This is a genomic window from Sorangium sp. KYC3313 (genome assembly GCF_052075895.1).
GTDB classification, from domain to species: Bacteria; Myxococcota_A; Polyangia; order Polyangiales; family Polyangiaceae; genus Sorangium; species Sorangium cellulosum_B.
On record NZ_CP197255.1, the window covers coordinates 9,175,631 to 9,196,310 of the forward strand.

Annotated in this window: 14 protein-coding genes; 5 read left to right on the top strand and 9 right to left on the bottom strand. The window is 73.8% G+C overall.

The genetic code is table 11. The features are described 5' to 3' along the window. Window positions 1–55: 55 nt before the first annotated feature. Window positions 56–943, bottom strand: a complete 888-nt coding sequence (locus tag ACSRUE_RS34760; protein WP_441287348.1) for a helix-turn-helix domain-containing protein — start codon at window positions 941–943, stop codon at window positions 56–58. Between the two features lie 146 nt (window positions 944–1,089). On the opposite strand from ACSRUE_RS34760, the gene ACSRUE_RS34765 reads away from it, so the two are divergent. Continuing rightward, window positions 1,090–2,052 carry an alpha/beta hydrolase family protein gene (locus ACSRUE_RS34765; RefSeq protein ID WP_441287349.1) on the top strand — a complete coding sequence of 321 codons (963 nt, stop codon included), beginning with the start codon at window positions 1,090–1,092 and terminating at the stop codon, window positions 2,050–2,052. 277 nt (window positions 2,053–2,329) lie between these two features. On the opposite strand, the gene ACSRUE_RS34770 is transcribed toward ACSRUE_RS34765, so the two are convergent. The 5 genes from ACSRUE_RS34770 to ACSRUE_RS34790 all read right to left on the bottom strand — a co-directional run bounded on the left by ACSRUE_RS34770 (window position 2,330) and on the right by ACSRUE_RS34790 (window position 10,166). Next, complete coding sequence (locus tag ACSRUE_RS34770; protein ID WP_441287350.1) at window positions 2,330–3,958, bottom strand: reverse transcriptase family protein; 1,629 nt, start codon at window positions 3,956–3,958, stop codon at window positions 2,330–2,332. A 285-nt stretch (window positions 3,959–4,243) separates the two neighbouring features. Beyond that, window positions 4,244–6,394 carry an SWIM zinc finger family protein gene (locus ACSRUE_RS34775; RefSeq protein WP_437768508.1) on the bottom strand — a complete coding sequence of 717 codons (2,151 nt, stop codon included), beginning with the start codon at window positions 6,392–6,394 and terminating at the stop codon, window positions 4,244–4,246. Beyond that, window positions 6,391–8,100 (bottom strand): hypothetical protein, encoded by a 1,710-nt coding sequence (locus tag ACSRUE_RS34780; RefSeq protein ID WP_441287351.1) that lies wholly within the window; start codon window positions 8,098–8,100, stop codon window positions 6,391–6,393. Before ACSRUE_RS34780 ends, ACSRUE_RS34775 begins: the two co-directional genes overlap by 4 nt. A gap of 120 nt (window positions 8,101–8,220) precedes the next feature. Continuing rightward, window positions 8,221–9,339: a Kazal-type serine protease inhibitor domain-containing protein gene (locus ACSRUE_RS34785; protein WP_441287352.1), complete on the bottom strand. Its 1,119-nt coding sequence runs from the start codon at window positions 9,337–9,339 to the stop codon at window positions 8,221–8,223. A 143-nt stretch (window positions 9,340–9,482) separates the two neighbouring features. Next, complete coding sequence (locus ACSRUE_RS34790) at window positions 9,483–10,166, bottom strand: hypothetical protein (protein ID WP_441287353.1); 684 nt, start codon at window positions 10,164–10,166, stop codon at window positions 9,483–9,485. 167 nt (window positions 10,167–10,333) lie between these two features. Between ACSRUE_RS34790 and ACSRUE_RS34795 the strand changes: the two genes are divergently transcribed. The 3 genes from ACSRUE_RS34795 to ACSRUE_RS34805 all read left to right on the top strand — a co-directional run bounded on the left by ACSRUE_RS34795 (window position 10,334) and on the right by ACSRUE_RS34805 (window position 16,855). Further along, the gene (locus ACSRUE_RS34795; protein ID WP_441287354.1) at window positions 10,334–15,460 is read left to right on the top strand and encodes a sigma 54-interacting transcriptional regulator; all 5,127 of its coding nucleotides are present in this window, start codon (window positions 10,334–10,336) and stop codon (window positions 15,458–15,460) included. 374 nt (window positions 15,461–15,834) lie between these two features. Next, window positions 15,835–16,278 (top strand): BON domain-containing protein, encoded by a 444-nt coding sequence (locus ACSRUE_RS34800; RefSeq protein WP_437768513.1) that lies wholly within the window; start codon window positions 15,835–15,837, stop codon window positions 16,276–16,278. 31 nt (window positions 16,279–16,309) lie between these two features. Next, a complete protein-coding gene (locus ACSRUE_RS34805; protein WP_437746102.1) occupies window positions 16,310–16,855 on the top strand; it encodes a DUF3341 domain-containing protein in 546 nt (181 codons plus the stop codon). A 67-nt stretch (window positions 16,856–16,922) separates the two neighbouring features. Here the strand turns inward: ACSRUE_RS34805 and ACSRUE_RS34810 are convergent, their stop codons facing one another. Beyond that, complete coding sequence (locus tag ACSRUE_RS34810; protein ID WP_441287355.1) at window positions 16,923–17,522, bottom strand: cysteine hydrolase family protein; 600 nt, start codon at window positions 17,520–17,522, stop codon at window positions 16,923–16,925. Window positions 17,523–17,793: 271 nt separating this feature from the next. Here ACSRUE_RS34810 and ku point away from each other — a divergent pair, with 271 nt between their 5' ends. Next, complete coding sequence (gene ku, locus ACSRUE_RS34815) at window positions 17,794–18,756, top strand: non-homologous end joining protein Ku (protein WP_441287356.1); 963 nt, start codon at window positions 17,794–17,796, stop codon at window positions 18,754–18,756. 56 nt (window positions 18,757–18,812) lie between these two features. Here ku and cheB read toward each other — a convergent pair whose 3' ends face one another. After that, window positions 18,813–19,847: a chemotaxis-specific protein-glutamate methyltransferase CheB gene (cheB, locus tag ACSRUE_RS34820; RefSeq protein WP_441287357.1), complete on the bottom strand. Its 1,035-nt coding sequence runs from the start codon at window positions 19,845–19,847 to the stop codon at window positions 18,813–18,815. After that, window positions 19,844–20,674, bottom strand: a complete 831-nt coding sequence (locus ACSRUE_RS34825; protein WP_441293162.1) for a CheR family methyltransferase — start codon at window positions 20,672–20,674, stop codon at window positions 19,844–19,846. Before ACSRUE_RS34825 ends, cheB begins: the two co-directional genes overlap by 4 nt. Between the last annotated feature and the right edge of the window lie 6 nt (window positions 20,675–20,680).

The window sequence follows — 20,680 nt, forward strand, 5'->3', positions numbered from 1 at the left end:
CGGTGGACCTCGCGCATGCCCGGGCGCGCGAGGCGATGCGGGCAATGGAGTCGCGCTACGACGCCGCGCGCTCGATGCGCGCTCGCGCCCTGACCACGCCGCTCTCGCCGACATCGTGGCGGGCGTTCGCGCCGCCCTCGGCGCAGGCGCGCGCATCCTCGGCCGATGGGCCGAGGAGTCGCCTCGCGGCGCCGTCGTCCCCCGCGCGCTTCACGAAGGCGCCCGGCGTGAGCCCGACGAGCTCCCGGAAGTCGGTGATGAGGTGCGCCTGGTCGTAATAGCCCGCGTCCCTCGCGATACGCGCCCAGTCCTTCGAGGTCGCTGCCATCCGCACGGCACGCTGCAGGCGAACGGTGCGCGCGAAATCCTTCGGCGAGACGCCGACGCTCTCGGTGAAGGCACGGCGGAGATGCCGCGCCGTGACGCCCAGCCGCTCCGCCACGCTCTCCACCCGGACCTCGTCTCCTTCGAGCAAGCGGACCGCGCGGCGCGCGAGCCGCGCCGATGCCGATTCGAACGTCTGGCGGGTACGAAGGGCGATGGCGCAAGACACTCGGTCGAGGAGCTCCGGCAGGCTGCGCGCCGCGAGCAGCTCGTCGCATAGATCGCCGCCCGGGCGCCCCCAGATGTCTTCCAGCGGGACGATCCGATCCGTCAGCGCGTTCGCGGCCACGCCGAGGAGCGGCGCCGACCAGCCTGGCTTGAACTGGATGCAGATCGCCCGCGCCACGCCGCCGGCGTTCTTGAACAGCGCGCGCGTGCGCGGCCCCGCGACGCACACGTCGCCTCTCCGGCCCTCCTCGAGCGCGCGGAAGACGAGCATCGTTCGCCCGTCGGGCAGCCGCTCATGACGTGTGTGCCCCCCCACCGGCAGGAGCGAGTGAACGCCCTCGACGAAGCGCGTGAGCGAGAACGTCGCCGCGGTGTCCATCGTGTGCAGCACCGTCGCAGTGTCGCGCGCCGGCTGCGATCGTTCAAGCCGACGCGGCGCGAGCGCTCCGGAAATGTCCGGTCCTTCCAATGAGGGCGCGGTGGCGGGAGCTACCAAGGCGATGAGCGGGGCCGAGCCCCCGAAAGGAACTCCACATCATGAGCCAACCGACTCCCGCAGCGATCGCCTCCAGCGCCCCCGCGCAGGTCTTCTCGATCCACCCCGTCGCGCTGCCCGCCCCCGGCCGCCCCGTCGAGCTCCAGGTGCGCGTCTCCGCGCCCGTGACCGGAAGCGAGCTGCCCATCCTGCTGCTCTCGCACGGCCACGGCCCCTCCAACTTCGTCTCGTCGCTCCACGGCTACGCCCCGCTCGCCAACGACTTCGCGGCGCACGGCTTCGTCGTGATCCAGCCCACGCATCTCGACTCGAAGACGCTCCCCTTCAGAGGCTCGGACCACCCCGATGCGCCTCTCTTCTGGCGCGCGCGCGCCGAGGACATGAGCCGTATCCTCGACCAGCTCGACGCGATCGAGCGCGCCGTCCCTGCGATCGCCGGGCGTGTGGATCGAAGCAAGGTGGCCGTCCTCGGCCACTCGATGGGCGGGCACACCGCGAGCGTGCTGCTCGGTGCGCGCCACGTGGATCCCCACGACGGAAGCGAGGTGAGCGTCGCCGAGCCGCGGATCAAGGCGGGCGTGCTGCTCGCCGCGCCCGGCCGAGGCGACGCCCTCAGCAAGTACGCAGCAGAGAACTACCCATTCTTCGCGAGCATCGATTTTTCCACCATGACGACGCCCGCGCTCGTGGTCGCCGGCGACAAGGACGGCTCTCCCCACCTGACGACCGCAGGCGCCGCCTGGCACGCAGATCCCTACTTCCTCTCTCCAGGCCCCAAGTCGCTGCTCATGCTGGTCGACGCAGGGCACGGGCTGGGGGGCGTCGCGGGCTACGACCTCGCCGAGACCACCGACGAGAACCCCGAGCGCGTGGCTGCCGTCCAGCTCCTCACGCGGGCCTACCTCCGCACCGCGCTCTACCCCGGAGCCCCCGCCTGGCAGGACGCGCAAAGCGCGCTGGCGGGCGCTGCCAGGCCGCTCGGACGAGTCGAGTCCAAGTCGTGATGATCGAGCGCTCGCGGACGAGGCCTGCCGAGCACTAGAGCGACAAACGGGTTGAACCCCCGAGCAAAAGCAGGAAATTCACAGGGAGACGGGGAGGCGGGGAGCGAGAGACGGCAAGAAGGAGAAATTCATTTTCTTCTTCCTCCCCGCCTCCTCGCCTCCCTGTGAAAATTCTCCGGGTTTCAACATGATCGATTGGTGCTCTAGGCAGGCGAGTGAGGCGTACGAAAGTACCACGCAGCGAGCCGAACGACGCGGCACGAAGATGCGCCCGCGTTCACCCCGTGAGCGCGTCGAGGGCCGCGAGCAGCGGCGCGGCCCTCTCGCGGTCGATCATCTGGATATAGGCGATCCTGCCGCGCAGGTGCGCCTCGAAGTCCGGCACGCCCCGGCGGTTCTGGGCGGCGAGGCCGGTCTTCTTCGCCGCGTGGAGGATCGCGCGCAGGCGGCGCACCTCCTCGCGCGGCGCCGAGGGCTTGTCGTTGACCACGACGCCCGTCACCACCTGCCGACCGCCGGCGCGCTGGATACGGCCCTTCGCCGGATTGATGGCAAAGCCCTCCTCCTCGACGATGTGGCGAACGCGGGCCAGCAGCATCGCGATGTCGCCGCGCTTGCCCGGGGGCGCCGAGAAGGTGAGGTCGTCCGCGTACCGCGTGTAGGTGAAGCCCGCGCGGGCGCACATGCCGGCGAGGCGGCGATCGAGCTTCCGCGCGACCTGGTTCGAGATGGCCGGGCTCGTGCAGGCGCCCTGCGGCAGCGCGCGATCGCCGACCGCGACCCAGTAGCGCTGCCCGTCGTACTCGACCGGCCGCCGCGGCGGCTCGGTGCAGAGCAGGGCGAGGAGCGTGGCCACCGCCGGGGAGTAGCCGAGCCGGTGGAAGACGCCGCGCACCCGCGGGAACGTGATGGTCGGAAAGAAATCGGACAGGTCGAGGTTCACGACCACGTCGCGGCGCGTGTGCGGGCGCGCGTTGGTGACCGTGGAGCGGCCCTTCACGAAGCCGTGCGCGGGCTCCTCGACGGGCAGCTTCTCCAGGATCTCGCGCAGGACCCACGCCTGCGCCGCGGCCAGCGAGGCGTGGGGCGCCGCGAGCTGCCTCGTCCCGCCCGAGCGCTTCGGGACGTCGAAGTACACGTAGTGAGGGCGCTCGACGGCCTCGCCATGAAAGCAGAGCCAGCGCAGGCGCGGGACGGCGACGCCGAGGGCCGCGGCCAGGTCGGCCGGGGTGGACAGCACGGGCAGCCCGCGCTGGGCGAGCGACTCGACGTGCGAGCGCCGGTCCGCGAGGCCCGACGAGACGTCGGGGCCCAGGAAGATGATGTCCTCGGCCCGGCGGCGCGCGACCGCCTCGGCGCGCTGGCGCTTGCGCTCGGCGCTCTGGCGCCGCTTCTCCTCCTTGCGGGCGAGCTTCTCGCGCTTGAGCCGCTCGATCGCCTCGTCGGCCGAGCGCGCCGCGACGGTGCCGGCGAGCGCCGCGGCGTCCTTGTGCCTGAGCCAGAGATCGCCGACGCGGTGGATCTCGGCGAGCTGCGCCTCGGTGAGCAGGCCGCGCAGGATGAGGCCCCGATCGATGAGGGCGGTGCGCTCGTCGCTCTGCGGCGGGATCGTGTCCACGCGGCCGATCCAGGCCGTCATGCTCGGGTTGATCTTGAGCGCGCGCCTGCGCAGCTCGTCCGCGGAGAGGCCGAGGATCCCGCCGGCGGCGTAGGGGTCCGCGGGGCGCGGCTTCGCGCCCGCCGCCGCGCCGCGGGGCTGCCCGGCGCGGGCGGCCGGCTGCGCGGCGGCCGCGGGCCCGGCCTGCGCCCCCTGGGCCTGCTCGGCCTCGACCCCGCCCGGCGCTCGCTCGCCCTGCTCGGCCCCGCCCAGGCCGAGCATCGACTTCAGCTTGTCCCAGAAGCCCATTCGACCGTTCCTCTGGACAGCACCCGGTCCAGCCCTCCAAGGAGGCCCGCTCGCCCGACTACTTGCTCGTGACCACGCCCGATCACCCAGGCGCCGGGCAGCTGTGCGGGTCCAGGACCGCAGGTCCCTCTGAGTGGACCCGCACAGCTGCTAAAGGCGCCCAAAGAACATCGGGGGTGGGGATGCATGGAAGAACAACCTCCACCGCGGCGGAGCGCCGCAGCATGTTGGGCTCGAGCGGACGGACCTCCTTGCAGGGCTGGACTCTCGGGTCTCTGGTGAACCTCACTTCGTCGATCGCCTGGCGACGAGCCACGCGAGGCCCACCACCGCGGCGGGGCTCGCCTTGAACTGGTCAGCGACGCGCCGGATCTCGGCCAGCACGTCCGCGTGGACTGGAAGGGTCCTCACGACCGGCGCGCGGAGCTCGCGCGCGCGGAGCGCCCGCTCCGCCTCCGGACCGCCGAGCGCGAGGGCCTCGACCCAGGAGCGGCAGCCCTGGATGCGCTCGAACGCGAGATCCCACGACGCCTCGACGACCTCCGCGAGCCCCGCCCGCCGGGCCGCCGCGGCGCGCTCGATCTCGACGAGGAGCTCCGCGGGGAACGGCACGGCCTCGCCTCGCGGGGCGGCCGTCGCTGCGCGCGGGCCGCGCGAGCCGGCCTCCGCCTGCCCCGGCGGCTGCGGAGGCTGCAGCGACGGCGCCGCGTCACCGCGGCCGGACAGGTGGAGCTTGACCGCGAGCAGGTGCCGGCACGGGCCCGCGCGCAGCCGGTTCTTGTAGAAGTACGAGCAGCTGCACTTCGCCTTCTTGATCGCGCCGTCGGCGTCGAGGACCAGCTCGCAGCTCGTCGCCTTGGCCCTGGCCATGACGACGCGGCGCCCGCCGGAGAGGGTCTCTTCCCGCGCGATCTCCACGCCGCCCCGGGCGATGCGCCGGCCCTCCGCGAGCTCCGGGGGCTCGGGGCCGAGCAGCGCGTCGGAGAGGGCGACCGGCATCACCGGGCGGCAGCGATAACACTCCGCGGCGTGGTCGTAAACCACCTGCCCCTGCTTCGCGGCGAGGTGCAGCGCGCCGCGGAGCGCGCCGTCCTGCGCGCCCATCGACACGGCGAGCTCGCCGTGGGACGCGCGCCGCACCATCTCGAGGTGGCGCGCGACGCGGTCCGCCAGCTGCGCGTCCGGGGTGACGGCGTCCGCCATGACGTCGAGGTGAGAGCCGGACGTCCAGTCGTTCGCCGTCCAGCCCGAGAGCGCGAGGGTGAAGCGCATCTCGCCCATGAAGACGATCCACAGGCTCGGCAGCCCGGAGCCGAGCAGCCGCACCTCGATGCGATCGGCGAGCGGCAAGAGCCGCGCGAGCACCGAGAGGCGGCGCCTCCCCCACACCTTGATCTCCTCGGTCGCCTCCGCCGCCGGCGCGCCCCTCGGCGCCCCGGAGCGGTACGGGCCGAGCCCGCCCGCGCCCGCCGCGGGCCCCACGGCCACGGGGAGATCGTCGCAGGTGACGCCGCGGCACGGGATGGAGACGCCCCAGGGGTCGAGCACGACGATCGGCGCCTTGCCCGGCGTGAGCTGGAAGCGCAGGCTGCGCGGGCCCGTGCGCTCGCGGTGCCGATCGAGGTGCGCGAGCAGCGAGTAGACCGCCTCCACGGGGACGTCGACCCGCCGGCACGGCAGGCACATCGCCGCCTGGAGCTGGCCGAAGCCGCGCAGCCACGAGGGCGGGAGATCGATCTTCTCCTCGCGGTAGTCGCCGCGGCCCTCCACGGCGACCTCGAAGCCGGTCGGATCGACCAGGAGCCGCGTCGGCCGGTAGCTGCGGAGCGTCTGGAAGTGGTCGTAGAGCGCGAGCGAGTAGTCGACGTTCGTCGTGCCGAGGCCGGCGTCCTGCGCGCCCCGGAAGGCGTCGCGATCGACCGAGAGGCAGCCGTAGCTCGACTCGTCCTTGGAGAAGCACTCGAAGAAGACGACATCGGGCGCGACGGTCACGACCGGATCGCAGGGGACGAGGTGGCGGAAGAGCTGCGGGTCGCTCCGCGCGAGCTCGTTCGCCCAGCGGACGCGCGCGCCCCAGTAGAGCTTGTGCATCTTCCGGAAGTCGGCCTCGAGGTTCGGCGGCAGCGGCGCGCTCCCGAAGCGCGCGAGCTCGGCCTTCATGGCCTCGCCGTGGAGCTCCCGGCGGAGCCGGGCCTCGCGCTCGGCCTCCTGCTGCTTCCACGCCTCGTGGGCGGAGCGATCCTTCGGCAGGCGCCGCAGGTCGCCCACGACGACGTCGTGGAGCGCGCTGATCGCCTCGCGGAAGCGCACCGGCCGCGCGAGCTCGCCGTCGAAGAAGACCCTGGGGCGCGCGAGGTTGGGCGCGAAGCTGAGGGCGGCGCCGCCGCCGAGCTCCTTGACGCCGCTCGTGCCGAGGTAGCGGAGATCGAAGCTCACGCCGCGTCCTCCCCCTCGAACAGCCGGAGCTCCGGGAGCCTGCGCGCGATGGCGTCGCGCAGCGCGGGGGCGCGGAACGCGGCGCGGGCGAGGGCGCCGAGGGCGGCGCGCCGCTCGGGCGCGCGCACGCTGCGGAGCGCGACGCCGAGCAGCGGCAGGAGCGCGTCGGCCTCGCCGGGCCGGGCGACCACGCGGTCCGCGATCTGCCGGACGACCGCGCGCTTGTCGCGCGCGCCGCCGTGGACGGCGAGCAGCGCCGCCGCCCAGACGTGCCGCAGCGCCTCGGGCGAGAAGGCCGCCTTGCGCGCGGCGAGGTGCCGGACGAGGAAGGCGCGGGCCTCGGCGTGCGGCGTCTCGGCCAGCGCGGCCCACAGGCCGGTGTCGTCGCGGAAGCGGGCGTCGGCCTCGAAGAGCGCGAGCGCGCGGGCGCGGACGTCCTCGTGGCGGGAGTCCAGGAGATCGCGCACGTGCTCGGCCCGGCCGTGGGGCGAGCGCCCGAGCACCTCGACGAGCCATGCGACCGCCTCCTCCCGGACCCGGGGGGCGACCGCTGTCGCGAGGCGCGCGAGGGTGTCGAGATCGGCGGCGGTCTCGACGGGCTTCGTCCTCGCCCAGCGGAGGCCGAGCTCCGCGACCGGCGCGGCGCGCGCGCAGGCGAGGGCCACGCACTCGGCGAGCGAGAGCCGCGCCGGCGAGACGTGCTCGACCACCGCCTCGCAGACGAAGGCGAGCGCCGCGGCGTTCTCGGTCTGGAGCAGCGAGAGCCAGTCGGCGATCGGCAAGCTCCCGAGGCCCGGGATCTGCCGGAGCAGGCCGGCGGCGAGGGTCTGCACCTCGTCGTGCGGGCTCTCGAGGAGCGCGCGCACGCGGGCGAGCGGCAGGCCGCGGAGCTCGGCGGCGTAGCCGCGCTCGAGCAGCCCCACGGCGAACGCCCGGACGGTGCGGCTCCTCGCGGCCGTGACCAGGCCGAGCACCTCGTCGAAGGCGCCCTGCCACGCCTCGGGGTAGATCGGGGCGGGCTCGAGCTCGGCGAGGGCGGCGCCCTCCGCGAGGCGGACGCCGCGCGGGAGGCGCTCGAGGGCGGGGGAGCCCCAGTAGAGCGCGTGGAGCAGCCCCCAGGCGTCGAGCAGGCGCTCGGGCCTGTCGAGGTGCTCGTCGCGGTAGAGCGCGAGCGCGGCGCGGATCGCGCGGCCGTAGCGGGCGGCGTCGCGCCGGCCGAGCCGCCGGAAGTAGCGGAACGCGCGGCGCCGCAGGTAGTGGCGCGTCCGCATCGAGAAGCGCGGCGACGCGACGTCGCCCTGCGGGAGGCTGGCCGGCACGCCGGTGTCGCTGACGAGGCAGGGCTCGTCGCTGGAGGTCCTGGTCACCCAGTCGTAGCGGGTCACCTTGACCAGCTTGCGGCGAACGAGGCGATCGAAGGCGACCATGAAGCGGCCGACGATCTCGTCGTCTCCCGCCTGCTCGGCGAGCTTGTAAAGGACCTTGACGAGGCCGCGGTGGTGCGGCCGGTCGCAGCCGTCGTCGATGTAGCGGAGCAGCGCGCGGCGCGCGAACGGGCGCCGGTCGGCGTACCAGCGCGGGGCGAGCGCCTTCAGCTTCCGGCCCGCCTCGGACGCGAGCACCTCGTCCACGAACCGGTCGTCGCCGGCCTCGAAGTGCTCGTCGAGGAGGAGCGTCGACGCTGTCCGGGATCGAGCGGCGCTCATACGCGGCAGGATGCTAGGGAACCGGCCCGGAGCCGGTCAAGGGCGGCGCCGCCGCGTCGCGCGTCGCGCGATGGGGGGTGTCACGCGACGCGCGGCGCGGACGGCGCCTAGGATACCGCCTTACCGGCGCTCAGCGCACTCGCCCTTCGACGCGACCGACACGCCCGCCGAGGCGGCGGCGCAGGCGTTGCCGTACGTCTGGCCGTCGCAGCCGCAGACCGGGTCGTACTGCTCGGTGCACGCCTCCGGGATGGTCTCGCAGGTGCCCGTCATGTCGCCCGCGCCGCACATGGCCTCGAGGCTGTAGTTGCAGAACTCGCCCTTCTCGCACGCGAAGCCCGCGATGCCGCCGCAGATCTTCCCGGGAGCAGGCGCGCACTCGCCCTTCGACGCGACCGACACGCCCGCCGAGGCGGCGGCGCAGGCGTTGCCGTACGTCTGGCCGTCGCAGCCGCAGACCGGGTTGTACTCGAACGTGCACGCCTCCGGGATGGGCGTGCAGACCCCCGGCCCGTCCCACGCGCCGCACTCGACCTCGGGCGGGAAGTTGCAGAACTCGCCCTTCTCGCACGTCCAGCCGCCGCGGGTGCCGCACGCCTTGCCTTCCGAAGGCGGCGCGCACTCGCCCTTCGACGCGACCGAGACGCCCGCCGCGTTCGCGGAGCACGCGTTGCCGTACGTGTTCCCGTCACAGCCGCAGACGGGGTTGTACTCCTTGGTGCACCCGCCCGGCGTGGGCAGGCAGGTGCCCGTCATGTCACCCGCGCCGCACTGGGCGTCGGGCGCGAAGTCGCAGAACTCACCCTCCTTGCAGGAGAGGCCGAGGAGGCCGCCGCAGACGTCCCCCGGAGGAGGCGCGCACTGGCCGATCGACGACACCGACGTGCCCGCCGCGTTCGCCATGCACTCGTTGCTGTACGTGTTGCCGTCACAGCCGCAGACCTCCCTGAGCTCCTTCGTGCACACCTCGGGGATGGGCTGGCAGGTGCCCGTCTGATCGGCCGCGCCGCACATGGCGTCGAGCTCGTAGTCGCAGAAAAAGCCCTTCTTGCAGGAGAGGCCGAGGAGGCCGCCGCAGGCCTTGCCCTGCCCGCCGCCGCCCCTCACCTCCGCCGCGTCGGACGCGGTGCTGTCGTCGGCGATCTCCACGTGACAGCCCGCGGCGAGCGGGAACATCGACAGCGCGAGCCAGAGGAAGGATCCGATACGGCTGCTCTTGATACGATTCTGGACGTTCATGGGTTCCTCCAAAAGAGCCCCGCCGTCCCCGGCGAGGCGATAGACATCCACGAGCCCCTCCCCTCTCCAGAGGAAGGGCACCTCGCGCCGCGCGCAGTACGTCGAGCGCGGCGCGCGAGTTCGATGTTCGTCTCCCCGACCGCTCAGTCGGGGAGCGTCAGCGTCAGGACGCGGCGCCCGGGCTCGGGCGCCGTGACCTCGAGGAAGAGCACGTCCTCGCGCTCGACCCCTTCACCGTCCGCGCGCACCGTGACGACGGCGGACTCGCCCGCCGGCACCACGAACGCCGCCGCCGGGCTGAACCCGAACGGCCCCGCGCCGCGGCGCAAGCGCGGCGCGCCGATGGAGACGTCCTCGGCGCACGTGTTGCGGACGACCACGTCGCTCTCGCCGGCCTCGATCGAGACCCACGCCGCGGGCTCGATCGTGAGGCAAGGCAGGTGCGCCAGCATCGTCTGCGTCGCGCTGATGGGCTCCCCCGTGAGCTGCAGATCCACCGGCTCCGACCGGCGCTCGCCCTGCTTCACCTGGATCCGCAGGACCTGATCCGTCGACGCGTCCACCGCGGCCACGAAGCTGCCGTCGCGGTTGATCTCCGCGATGACGGGCGCGTCCGCGCTGTCGAGGTTCGTCACCACGACCACGCCCTCCGCCGGATCGACCGCGCCAGGCTCGCCCTTGAGGAAGACCTGCTGCCGCAAGACCTGGGGGTCGCCCGACACGCCGACGAGCCCCGTGTCCAGGATCGGCTCGTCGACCGGCGGGCTCGGCTGCGGGCTCACGACACAGCCGCCAAGGAGCGCTCCGAGGAGCGTCGCGACGCGCACGCCCCGCCGTCCTCGGTGTCCGTATGTCGTCCGCATCGCCATGCCGACCATTAGAGCAAACCTGGTGCCGAATGAAAAAGGACGGAAATCGTCGCGAAATGCGAGGCACATGTGTCTCATAGAGTGTCTCACTGTCTCAGATGGCACATCCGTGAGACACTGCGCGGGTGAGCCAAGCCGAAGGGACCCTGCTCGCCCGCCGCTACCGCCTGATCCGTCCCCTGGGGCGGGGGGGGCTGGCCACGGCGTGGCTCGCGCGCGACGAGGCGCTCGGGCGGGACCTGTGCCTCAAGCTGCTCGGCCACGCGCGCACGGCGGAGCGGGCGGCGTTCCGCGGCGAGTTCAGGATGCTGGCGGGGCTCTTCCATCCGCACCTCGTCCGGGTCCTCGACTTCGGCATGCTGCGGGAGACCGGCGAGCCGCGCTTCTACTTCACGTCGGAGGCGGTGCTGGGCGCGCCGCTCGACGAGTACGTGACAGGCCGGCGCTTCGAGGAGGCGCGGGCCGCGATCGTGGACGTGCTCGACGCGCTGCGGTTCCTCCACCGCGCGCGCATCCGCCACGGCGACGTGAAGCCGGCCAACATCCTCGTCGGGGCCTCGGGGCGCGCGGTGCTGATCGACCTGTCCTGCGCGGCGCGGCTCGGGGGGAGGCCCGACGAAGGCGTCTCCGGCACCCGGGGCTACCTCGCGCCCGAGGTGATCCGCGGCGAGCCGGCCGACGGGCGCGCGGACCTGTTCTCGCTCGGCCGCACGCTCGAGGCGATCGCGCCGCTGCTCGCGGAGCCGCTGCCGGAGGCGATCGGCGCGCTCGTCGAGCGCCTCGTGCGGTCCGAGCCGCGCGACCGCCCGGCCGACGCGGGCGAGGTGCTCGACTGGGTGGGCGCAGCGCCGCGCGCCGTGGCCCCGCCGCCGCCGGAGCCGCCCCACCTCGTCGGGCGCGATGCGGAGATGCGCGCGGTCGCCGAGGCGCTCGCCGCGCTCGAGCGAGGCGAGCGCGGCCCGCGCGTCTGCGTGATCGCCGGAGAGCCGGGCTGCGGGAAGAGCCGCCTCCTGCGCGAGGCGACGTGGAGCGCCGAGCTCCGGATGGAGGCCGTGGAGGGCTTCGCCAGGGCCAGCGCGCCGGTGGCCTCGATGCTGCGCCGCGCGACCGGCGAGGAGGCGCTCCCCGCCGGCGCGCTGGGCGCCCTGCGCGCGCACGAGCGCCTGACACGGGCGCGGGGAGGCGACGCGGGGGCGGGGGCCGGGCCGCTGGTGCTCGTGCTCGACGACGCCGACGAGGTGAGCGGGGCGGACCGGGAGATGCTCGAGGCGCTCGTCCGGCTGCTGGGCCCCGAGGATCCGGTCCTGCTCCTCGCCGCCGAGCGCGTCCCGCACGGCGGCGGCCGGGCGCCGCTCGCCGCGGTGGCCGCCGAGGCGGGGCGGAGCGCCCGCGAGGTCGCGCTGCCGCCGCTCGGGCGCGAGGCGGTGCAGCGCTGGATGGACGACATCGGCCTGGGCGACGCGACGGAGGTCGTGCTGCGCGCGAGCGCGGGGTGGCCCGCCGATCTCGTGGTGATCGCGGGGCGGCTCGCCGAGAGCGGGGACGTGGCCGGGCTCGACGCGACGACGCCCGGGGCGAGCGCGCGCTACGCGCTGCGGCTGCGGGGCCTCGGGCGGCCGCTGCGGGACGCGGTGGCGACGCTGGCCGTGCGGGGGGGCGCGGTCGCCGACGAGGAGCTGCCGCCGCTCGGGCTCCCGGTCGCGCACCTGGCCGAGCTCGCCGCCCGCGGCGTCGCCGCGCGCACCGCAGGGGGGTGGACGCTGACGCGCGCCGGGCCGATCGCCGCCCTCCTCTGCGCCCTCGGCGGAGAGGCGGTCCGCGCGGCGCACGCGCGGGCGGCCGCCGCCCTCCCGGCGCACGCCGAGCAGCGGGTGCTGCACCTCGCGCTGTCGGGCGACGCGGCGGCCGCCGAGGGCCTGTTCCTCGAGCGCCGCGCGGAGCGCGAGGCGGATCCGAGGCCGTGGGGCGCGACCGCGGAGGCGCTGCTCGAGGTGGCGACGTCGGCGGAGGCGCGGCTCGAGGTCGCGTCCACCCTCCAGCGCGTCGGCCGCGCGGCGCGGGCGCGCGAGGTGCTGGAGCACCTGCTCGCGAGCGACGAGGCCGGAGGGCTCGGCGCGCGGCGCGCGCAGGCGCTCGTCCGGCTCGGCGCGTGCCTGCTGGAGCTGGGCGACCCCACGGCGGCGCTCGCGCGGCTCGACGAGGCCGAGCGGAGCGAGCCGGCCGGCGGGGAGGGCTCGGCGTCGTCATCATCCACGCCACGCGAGCGCGCGGGGCTCGCCGATCTGGCGAGCCGGGCGCTCTTGCGGCTCGGATCCCACGCGGAGGCGCGGGCCCGCGCCGAGCCGGCGCTCGCGTGGTGCGACGAGCCGGAGGTGCTGGCGAGCCTCCACGAGGACGTCGGCGTCGCGGCGAGCTACCTCGGGGAGCGCCGGCTCGCGGGGCTGCACCTCGGGCTCGCCGCCGGGCTGCACCGCGATCGGCGGGCGCCGAGGGCGCTGGTGCGGGCGCTGTCGTACCAGGCGATCGACGCCTTCCGGGCCGGGGAGGTCGAGGCGGCGCTCGTCGGGTACCGGCAGGCGCTGGCGACGGCGGAGGAGCACGGGCTCGGCGACCTGGTGGCGCGCTGCAGCCTCAACGTGGGTACGGCGTGCCACCAGTCGGGCGAGCTCGGGGAAGCGCTCGCCGCCTACGAGCGCGGGGCGCGGCTCGCCTCCGCCCTGGGCCAGGCGGACCTGGTCCTCGTCCTCGATTTCGATCTGGCGAAGCTCTGGGCGGACGTGGGGGCGTTCGAGCGGGCCGCCCGCGTGGCCTCGCGGGTGGAGGCGGAGGCCGCGCGGCGAGGCGCGCCGTTCTTCGCAGCGGCGGCGGCCTCGGTCCTCGGGGACTGCGCGCTCGCGGGCGGCGACGCCGAGGAGGCGACGCGCTGCTTCGAGCGGTCGCGGCGCGGCTTCGAGGCGCAAGGGGCGCAGCGGGAGGTGGTGGAGGAGGAGCTGGAGCTCTGCCGGGCCCACCTCGCGCGGGGCGCGGTGGGGGACGCGCGGGCCGCGCTGGGCCGGGCGCGGGAGCACGGCGCCGCCCGGGAGGCGCCCGACCTCGGGGCGCGCGCGGCGCTGCTGGAGGGGCGGCTCGCGCTGCTCGACGGCGAGGGCGACGGCAACCTCGGTCAGGTCGGTTCCGACCAGGGCGGTTTCAACCTCGTCGGTCAGCTCAACCTCGGTCAGGGCGACCCCAACCTCGGTCAGCTCAACCTCGGTCGGGGCGGCCACAACCTCGGTCAGCCCAACCTCGGTCAGGGTGGCCACAACCTCGGTCAGCCCAACCTCGGTCAGGATCTCACCGCCGCCCGGGAGCGCCTCGAGCGCGCCCTGGGCCTCGCCGAGCGCGCGGCGCAGCCCGACCTCGCCGCGGACGTCCGCCTCGCGCTGGCCGAAGCCCACGAGCTCGCAGGCGAGCCCGAGGCCGCCGCGGCGCAGCGGGAGCGCGCGGCCGCCGTCTGGACCGCCATGGCGCGCTCGCTGCCGGACGCGCTGCAGCACGCCTTCTGGACCCACCCCCGGCGCCGCGCGGCGCAGCCGGCGCGCACACCCGCGGCGGCCGAGACCGCGACGCCGCCGGCGGCAGAGCGCACGGCCAAGCTCGAGCGGCTCCTCGCGGTGTTCCGCAGGCTCAACTCCTCCGTCGAGATCGCCGACATCCTCGCGATGGCCATGGACGCCGCGATCGACCTCACGGCCGCGGAGCGCGGGTTCCTGCTGATCGAGCAGCCGGGCGGCGAGCTGCGCGTGGCGGTCGCGCGCAACGTCGACCGGGAGAAGGTCGGCAGGAGCCACCTCAAGTTCAGCTACGGCATCGCCGAGCGCGCGATCGCGACGCAGGAGCCCGTGGTCACCGTGGACGCCCAGGAAGACCCGCGCTTCCACGAGCACGCGTCGGTGCACGCGATGCGGCTCAGGTCCGTGATCGCCGTGCCGATCCGCTCGCCGGACGGCGTGCTCGGCGCGCTCTACCTCGACAACCGCTTCCGGCGCGCGCGGTTCGCGCCCGAGGACGTCGACCTCCTCCTCGCCTTCGCCGACCAGGTCGCGCTCGCGCTGCGCAACGCGCGGCTCGTCGACGACCTGCGCCGCCGCACCGTGGAGCTCGAGGCCGAGCGGCGCCGCGTCGAGGAGCTCCTGCGCGGCCAGGCCGCGGAGATCGACCGGCTGCAGGAGCAGGTGCTCGTCCGCCAGCAGGCCCTGGAGCACCGCTACGATTACGGCGCCATCGTGGGGCGCGGCCCCGCGCTCCGCGCGGTGTTCGCGACGCTCGACCGCGTGGTCGACGCGCCGGTCAACGTGCTCGTGACGGGCGAGAGCGGCACCGGCAAGGAGCTCGTCGCGCGCGCCATCCACTTCGCCGGCCCGCGGAAGAGCGGCCCGTTCATGGGGATCAACTGCGCCGCGCTCCCCGCCGCGCTGCTCGAGTCGGAGCTCTTCGGGCACGTCCGCGGCGCGTTCACGGGGGCCGACCGGGACCGGACCGGCCTCGTGGTCGCGGCGCGCGGCGGCACGCTCTTCCTCGACGAGCTGGGCGAGATGCCGCTCGAGGTGCAGGCGAAGCTGCTCCGGGTGCTCCAGGAGCGGGAGGTGCGCCCGGTGGGCAGCGCCGAGGCCGTGCGCGTGGACTTCCGCCTCGTCTGCGCGACGAACCGCGATCTCCTGGCCGAGGCCGCGCGCGGGCGCTTCCGGGAGGACCTCTACTACCGCGTCGCGGTGGTGCAGATCCGGCTGCCGGCGCTGCGCGATCGCCTGGAGGACCTGCCGGAGCTCGCGCTCCACTTCGTGCGCCGCGCCGCCGAGCAGCTGGGCCGCCCGGCGCCGCAGCTGTCCCACGAGGCGCTGCGGCGGCTCGGCCAGCACGGCTGGCCCGGCAACGTGCGCGAGCTGGAGAACGTGATCACGAAGGCGGTCGTGCTGTGCGACGGCCGCAGGATCGGCCCCGACGACGTGGACCTGCCCCGCGCGCAGGAAGGCGGCGGCCGCGGCGCGCGGCGACCTCCGCGCGACGAGCGCGCCGCGCTGCTCGCCGCGCTCGAGCGGACCGGCTGGAACGCGCTCCAGGCCGCGCGCGAGGCGGGCATGTCGAGGGCGACGTTCTACCGGAAGCTGCGGCGGCTCGGAATCGAACGGCCGATCGAACGGCCGATCGAACGGCCGATCGAACCGCCCATCCCACACACGACCGAACGGCCGAGAGGCGCCCGCGACGACTGAGCCCTTCCCCCAGCGCCCAAAGCGCGAGCGCGGGCCCGATCGGACGCTGGCGACTGGCGCTCTGGACGGCGTCCGTCACAGGCGTACACACGCACCGTCCTCCGCCCGATAGCGTTGGTTCTCCCCTCCTGACATTGACATCGCCGGCACGGGGCAGTTCGCCCCACTTGGGGCAGTCCGGCCTCTATCCAGCCATGAGCTTGCCAGCCGCGCGGCGCCGCGCACCGACGCGATGGAAGAGCCGCCCGCGACGCGGCGGGGAGAAAGGGATCTCATCCATCGGCGTGACGGGGATCATGCTCCACCCTGGCCACGACCGCGCACCGACAGGCGCTCTCCGCCAGGGATGGCCCGGGCCTTGCGAGGGTGCGGGCATGAACACAGCAAAATTCGTCCTGCTGCTGCCTCTCTCGATCGCCGCTGCGGCCGGCTGCGATCGAGCGGAAGGCACGACTCGCTCGGACGGCAATCCCGCGGTGCCGGGCGAGATCGCCCAGCGGGCGAACAACCCCACGCCGACGGCCGCCGACAACACGGGCAAGAACGATCGCGATCGCGATCCCGCCGCGCTGACCCCCGGAGACCAGGGCGAGAACGAGGCCGATCGCACGATCACCCAGAAGATCCGGCAGGCGGTGATCTCGAACGACACGCTCTCGATGAGCGCGAAGAACGTCAAGATCATCACGACGGGGCAGGTGGTGACGCTGCGCGGCCCGGTGAAGAGCGACAAGGAGAAGGCCGACATCGCCGCGATCGCCCTCGGGATCCCGGGTGTGCAGAGGGTCGATAACCAGCTCGAAGTCGACGTTGACTGAACCGACACGAACGGTCTGAAAGGAAGACACCATGGCAACGAAGAAAGCGGTCCTTGGCCTCGTGAGCACGCTCGCTCAGGCAGACATCATCGTCGGCGATCTCCAGCGCGCCGGCTTCATGACCGGCGACATCTCGGCGCTCTTCCCCGACAAGCACGGGACGCGGGACTTCGCGCACGAGAAGCATACGAAGGCGCCCGAGGGCGCGACGGCGGGCGTCAGCGCGGGCGGCGCGGTCGGCGGGACCATCGGGCTGCTCGCCGGCATCGGCGCGCTCGCCATCCCGGGGCTCGGGCCGTTCATCGCGGCCGGCCCCATCATGGCCGCGCTGAGCGGCGCCGCGGCCGGCGCCGCGCTCGGCGGCGTGACCGGCGCCCTGATCGGGCTCGGCATCCCCGAGGTCGAGGCCAAGCAGTACGAGGGCAAGATCAAGGGCGGCAACATCCTCATCTCCGTCCACGTCGAGGACAGCAACGAGCGCGCGCTCGCCAAGCAGATCCTCGAGCGCGGCGGCGCGACCGACGTCGCGGTCCTCACCGAAGAGGGGATCTCGTCGAAGCACAGGGCCGTCGCCTGACCGTGACGCGCTGTCATCCCACGTGATCTCGGGCAGCTGCCCGCCTGGCGCCGCGCATCGGCCGGTGTCAGGCGGGCAGCCGCTCGAGGTCGAGCTCGTCCGACGGCGTGATGTCGGCCTTGAGGAAGCGCTGCATCTGGCGGAGCGCGTGGCCGTTGTCCTCTTCGGTCTCGGAGGCCACGCAGTCCGACGGGACGAGCAGCCGGTAATCGCGCATGTAGGCGTCGTTCGCCGTGAACAGGACGCAGATGTTCCCCGCCATGCCGGTGAGGAGGAGCGTCTGCGCGCCGAGCGACTCGAGCAGGATCTCCAGCGTGGTGCCGTAGAAGCCGGAGTGCTTGGGCTTGAGCACGAAATAATCGTCCTCTCCAGGCCGCAGCAGCGCCGCGATCTCGCGGCCGCGCACGCCCTCTTCCAGGCAGTGCTCGATCTGACGGTGGAAGTTGGATTGCCAGCGGCCGAAGTTGTCGTTCACGTAGACCGCCGGAATGCCGGCGTCGCGACACCGCTGCTTCAGCGCCCGGATGCGGTGCGCCATCGGGAGCGCGTGGGCGAGCAGCCGATCGCCTCCCGGGAAGTCCAGATCGTTGATCACGTCGATGAGGAGCAGCGCTGTCCGGCTCTCGTCCGGCGCGGCGCCGTGAAGGTCGTGGGGACGCCGAGGCATGTCGTGCGCGGGTTATATACTGCGGGCGAGGGCGCGTGGGGCAGCGATCACCGCCGATCACCGCCGCGCCCGGTCCGCCGTGGCGAAACGCGACCTCGGCCGTGGCAGCGCGCGGCAGGGGGCGCGGGATCCGCGATGGCCCTCAGGCGGCCTGGACGGGCGCGCGGCGCAGGGTGCGCGAGGACGCGTCGTCGGCCGCCGGCTTGCATTGCTCGCCATGACGGACCTGGCGCGGGCCCCCCGGGTCGCCTTCCGGGTCGAAGGAGCGCACATGCCTCGCAGCATCTGGAAAGGGAGTATCAGCTTCGGGCTCGTGCAGATCCCGGTGGCCCTCTACCCCGCCGAGGAGCCCGACGAGCTCCGCTTCACGCAGCTCGACAGGCGCACCATGGCGCCGATCCGCTACGAGCGCGTGAACCGGGAGACGGGCGAGCCGGTGAGCTGGGACGATATCGTCCGCGGCTATCCCTACGAGAAGGGCGAGTATGTCGTCCTGTCCGACGAGGACCTGCGCCGCGCGAACGTGGAGGCGACGCAGACCGTGGACATCCTCGACTTCGTCGACGCCTCGGAGATCGACCCGATCTACTACGACAAACCGTATTTCCTCGCTCCCGCGTCCCAGAACGGCAAGAAGCGATCGCCGGTGACGGCGTATGTCCTGCTGCGCGAGGCGCTGCGGAAGACGGGCAAGGTCGGTATCGCGAAGGTCGTGATCCGGACGCGCGAGCACATCGCCGCGGTGAGGCCGCACGGCAGAGGGCTCGTGCTGAACCTGCTCCGGTTCGCGCACGAGCTCCGCTCCGATGAGGAGCTCGACCTGCCCGAGATGGACGCCCAGGGAAAGGGGCTCGGCAAGCGGGAGCTGGAGATGGCGGAGCGGCTGGTGGCCGAGATGGCCACCGCGTGGGAGCCGGAGAAATACAAGGACGAGTACCGCGACGACGTGATGAAGCTCATCGAGAAGAAGGTGAAATCCGGCCGCACGACGGCGCCCGCGGAGCCTGTGGAGGAAGAGCGCCACCGCCGCGCCACCGGCACGGTGGACCTCATCGCGCTGCTCAAGAAGAGCCTCGGACAGAAGGGCGAGGGGGCCGCGAACGACGAAGCGAGAGACGGCGCGAAAAACGGCGCGAAAAACGGCAGAAAAGCGCCGGAAGAAGGCGGCACATCCAGGGTGCGAAAGGCGGAGGGCCCGAAGCGGAAGGGCGGCAGCTCGCGTCGGGCGGCGTAGCGCGAACAGAGAAGCGGCCTGCACGAGCCGCGGCGCGCGAGGTGCGACCTGCGATGTCAAAGATGCCGCAGGATGGCCGCGGGCATCTGATCGAGAGGCACCGAGGCCGCGGCGAGCCCGGCCTCCAGCACGCGGCGGGGCATGCCGTAAACGACGCAGGACGACTCGGCCTCCGCGAGGACCCTCCCGCCCGCCGCGCGGATCGCCCGGGAGCCCTCCAGGCCGTCGTCCCCCATGCCCGTCAGCACGACCCCGAGCACGCCGGGCCCGAACTCGGCCGCGGCGCTCGCGAAGAGCAGATCCACCGACGGGCAATAGGGGGACGCGCCGGCCTTCGCCGGGAAGCACACGCTGGCGCGCGCCAGATGGCGCCGGACCTCGATGTGCGTCCCCCCGCGCGCGAGGACCACGAGCCCGGGCCGGAGCGGGAGATCGTCCGACGCCTCGACGATCGAGAGCGCGCTCCCGTCGTCGAGGCGGCGCGCCAGCGATTCCGTGTAGCCAGGAGGGATGTGCAGCGCCACGACGATGGGGGCCGGGAACCCGGCGGGCATCGCCGCGAGGAGCCGCGTCAGCGCCAGCGGGCCGCCGGTCGAGGCGCCGATCACGACGAGCCGCGTGCGCGAGAGCGCCGGGATCGCGCCAGGCGTGGGCGGCGGGGCGAGCGGCGGCTCCGCGCGGTGGACCTTCGCCTGGGCGGCGGCGAGCACCTTGCGGACCAGCTCGTCCGCGAGGCCGAAGAGGCGATCGGTCGCGAGCGCCGTCGGCTTCTCGACGAGGTCGGTCGCGCCTTCCTGGAGCGCCCTGACGCCGAGCTCGCTGTCCGCGTCGGCGCTGCTGACGACGATCACCCGCGGCGCGCCCTCGCGCGGCAACGACGCGAGCACGCCGAGGCCGTCGAGGTTCGGCATCACGAGATCCAGCGTGACGACATCCGGCTTGTAGCGCGCGATCTTCTCCAGCGCGTCGAGGCCGTCCATGGCCGTGTCGACGACCTCGATCGAGGAGCTCGCGCCGAGGACCTGCCGCAGCACCTTGCGCACGAAGGCCGAGTCGTCGACCACGAGCACGCGGACCGCAGGGCGCCTCATGGCTCCGCGTTCCGGTACAGGAACACGCCGCCCCGCTCCTCGCAGGCGAGCGCGGTGCCGAGCCTGAAGAGCGACTCGGAGACCCCGACCAGGAGGATCCCGCCCGCGGAGAGCGCCCCCGAGAGGTTCTTGACCACCCACCGCGCCGTGTTGTCGTGGAAGTAGATGAGCACGTTGCGGCAGATCACGACGTCGAGCTGCCCGAGCGACGCGACCTGGGACGCGTCGAGCAGGTTGATCCGCCGCCAGTCGATCGCCCGCCTCAGGTCGGCGCTCACGACGACGCGATCGGGCGCCACCTGCAACCACCGCTCGGCGAACGGAGGCGGCGGGGCGTTGCTCCGGAGCGAGCGCGGCCCGAGCACGCCGGCCTGAGCCCGCGAGAGCGCCCGCGCGCTGACGTCGCTCGCGATGAGTTCGACCTTGTCGAGCAGGCCCCGCTCGGCCAGGAGCATCGCGACCGTGAACGGCTCCTCGCCGCTCGAGCAGGCCGCCGACCAGATCCGCGGCCTGCCGCCCGCCGCCACGCGCGGCGCGACGAAATCCGAGACCGCGAGCTCGAGCTGCGCGAGCTCGCGGAAAAAGTACGTCTCGCCCACGACCAGCCCGTCGATCAGCGCGTCCATCTCGGCCGCGCCCCCCGGGTCGTAGCGGAGGAAGTAGTAGTAGTCGAGCAGCGAGTCGAAGCCGGCGTCGAGGGCGCGCGCCGACAGCTTGTCGCCGAGCAGCTCGCGATCGGCCGCGTCGTAGTGGAAGCCGAGCTTCTCGGCGACGAGCGCGCTGAAGATCGCGAAGACCTGCGGAGAGATGGGGAGGCGGCTCCTTATGCCCAC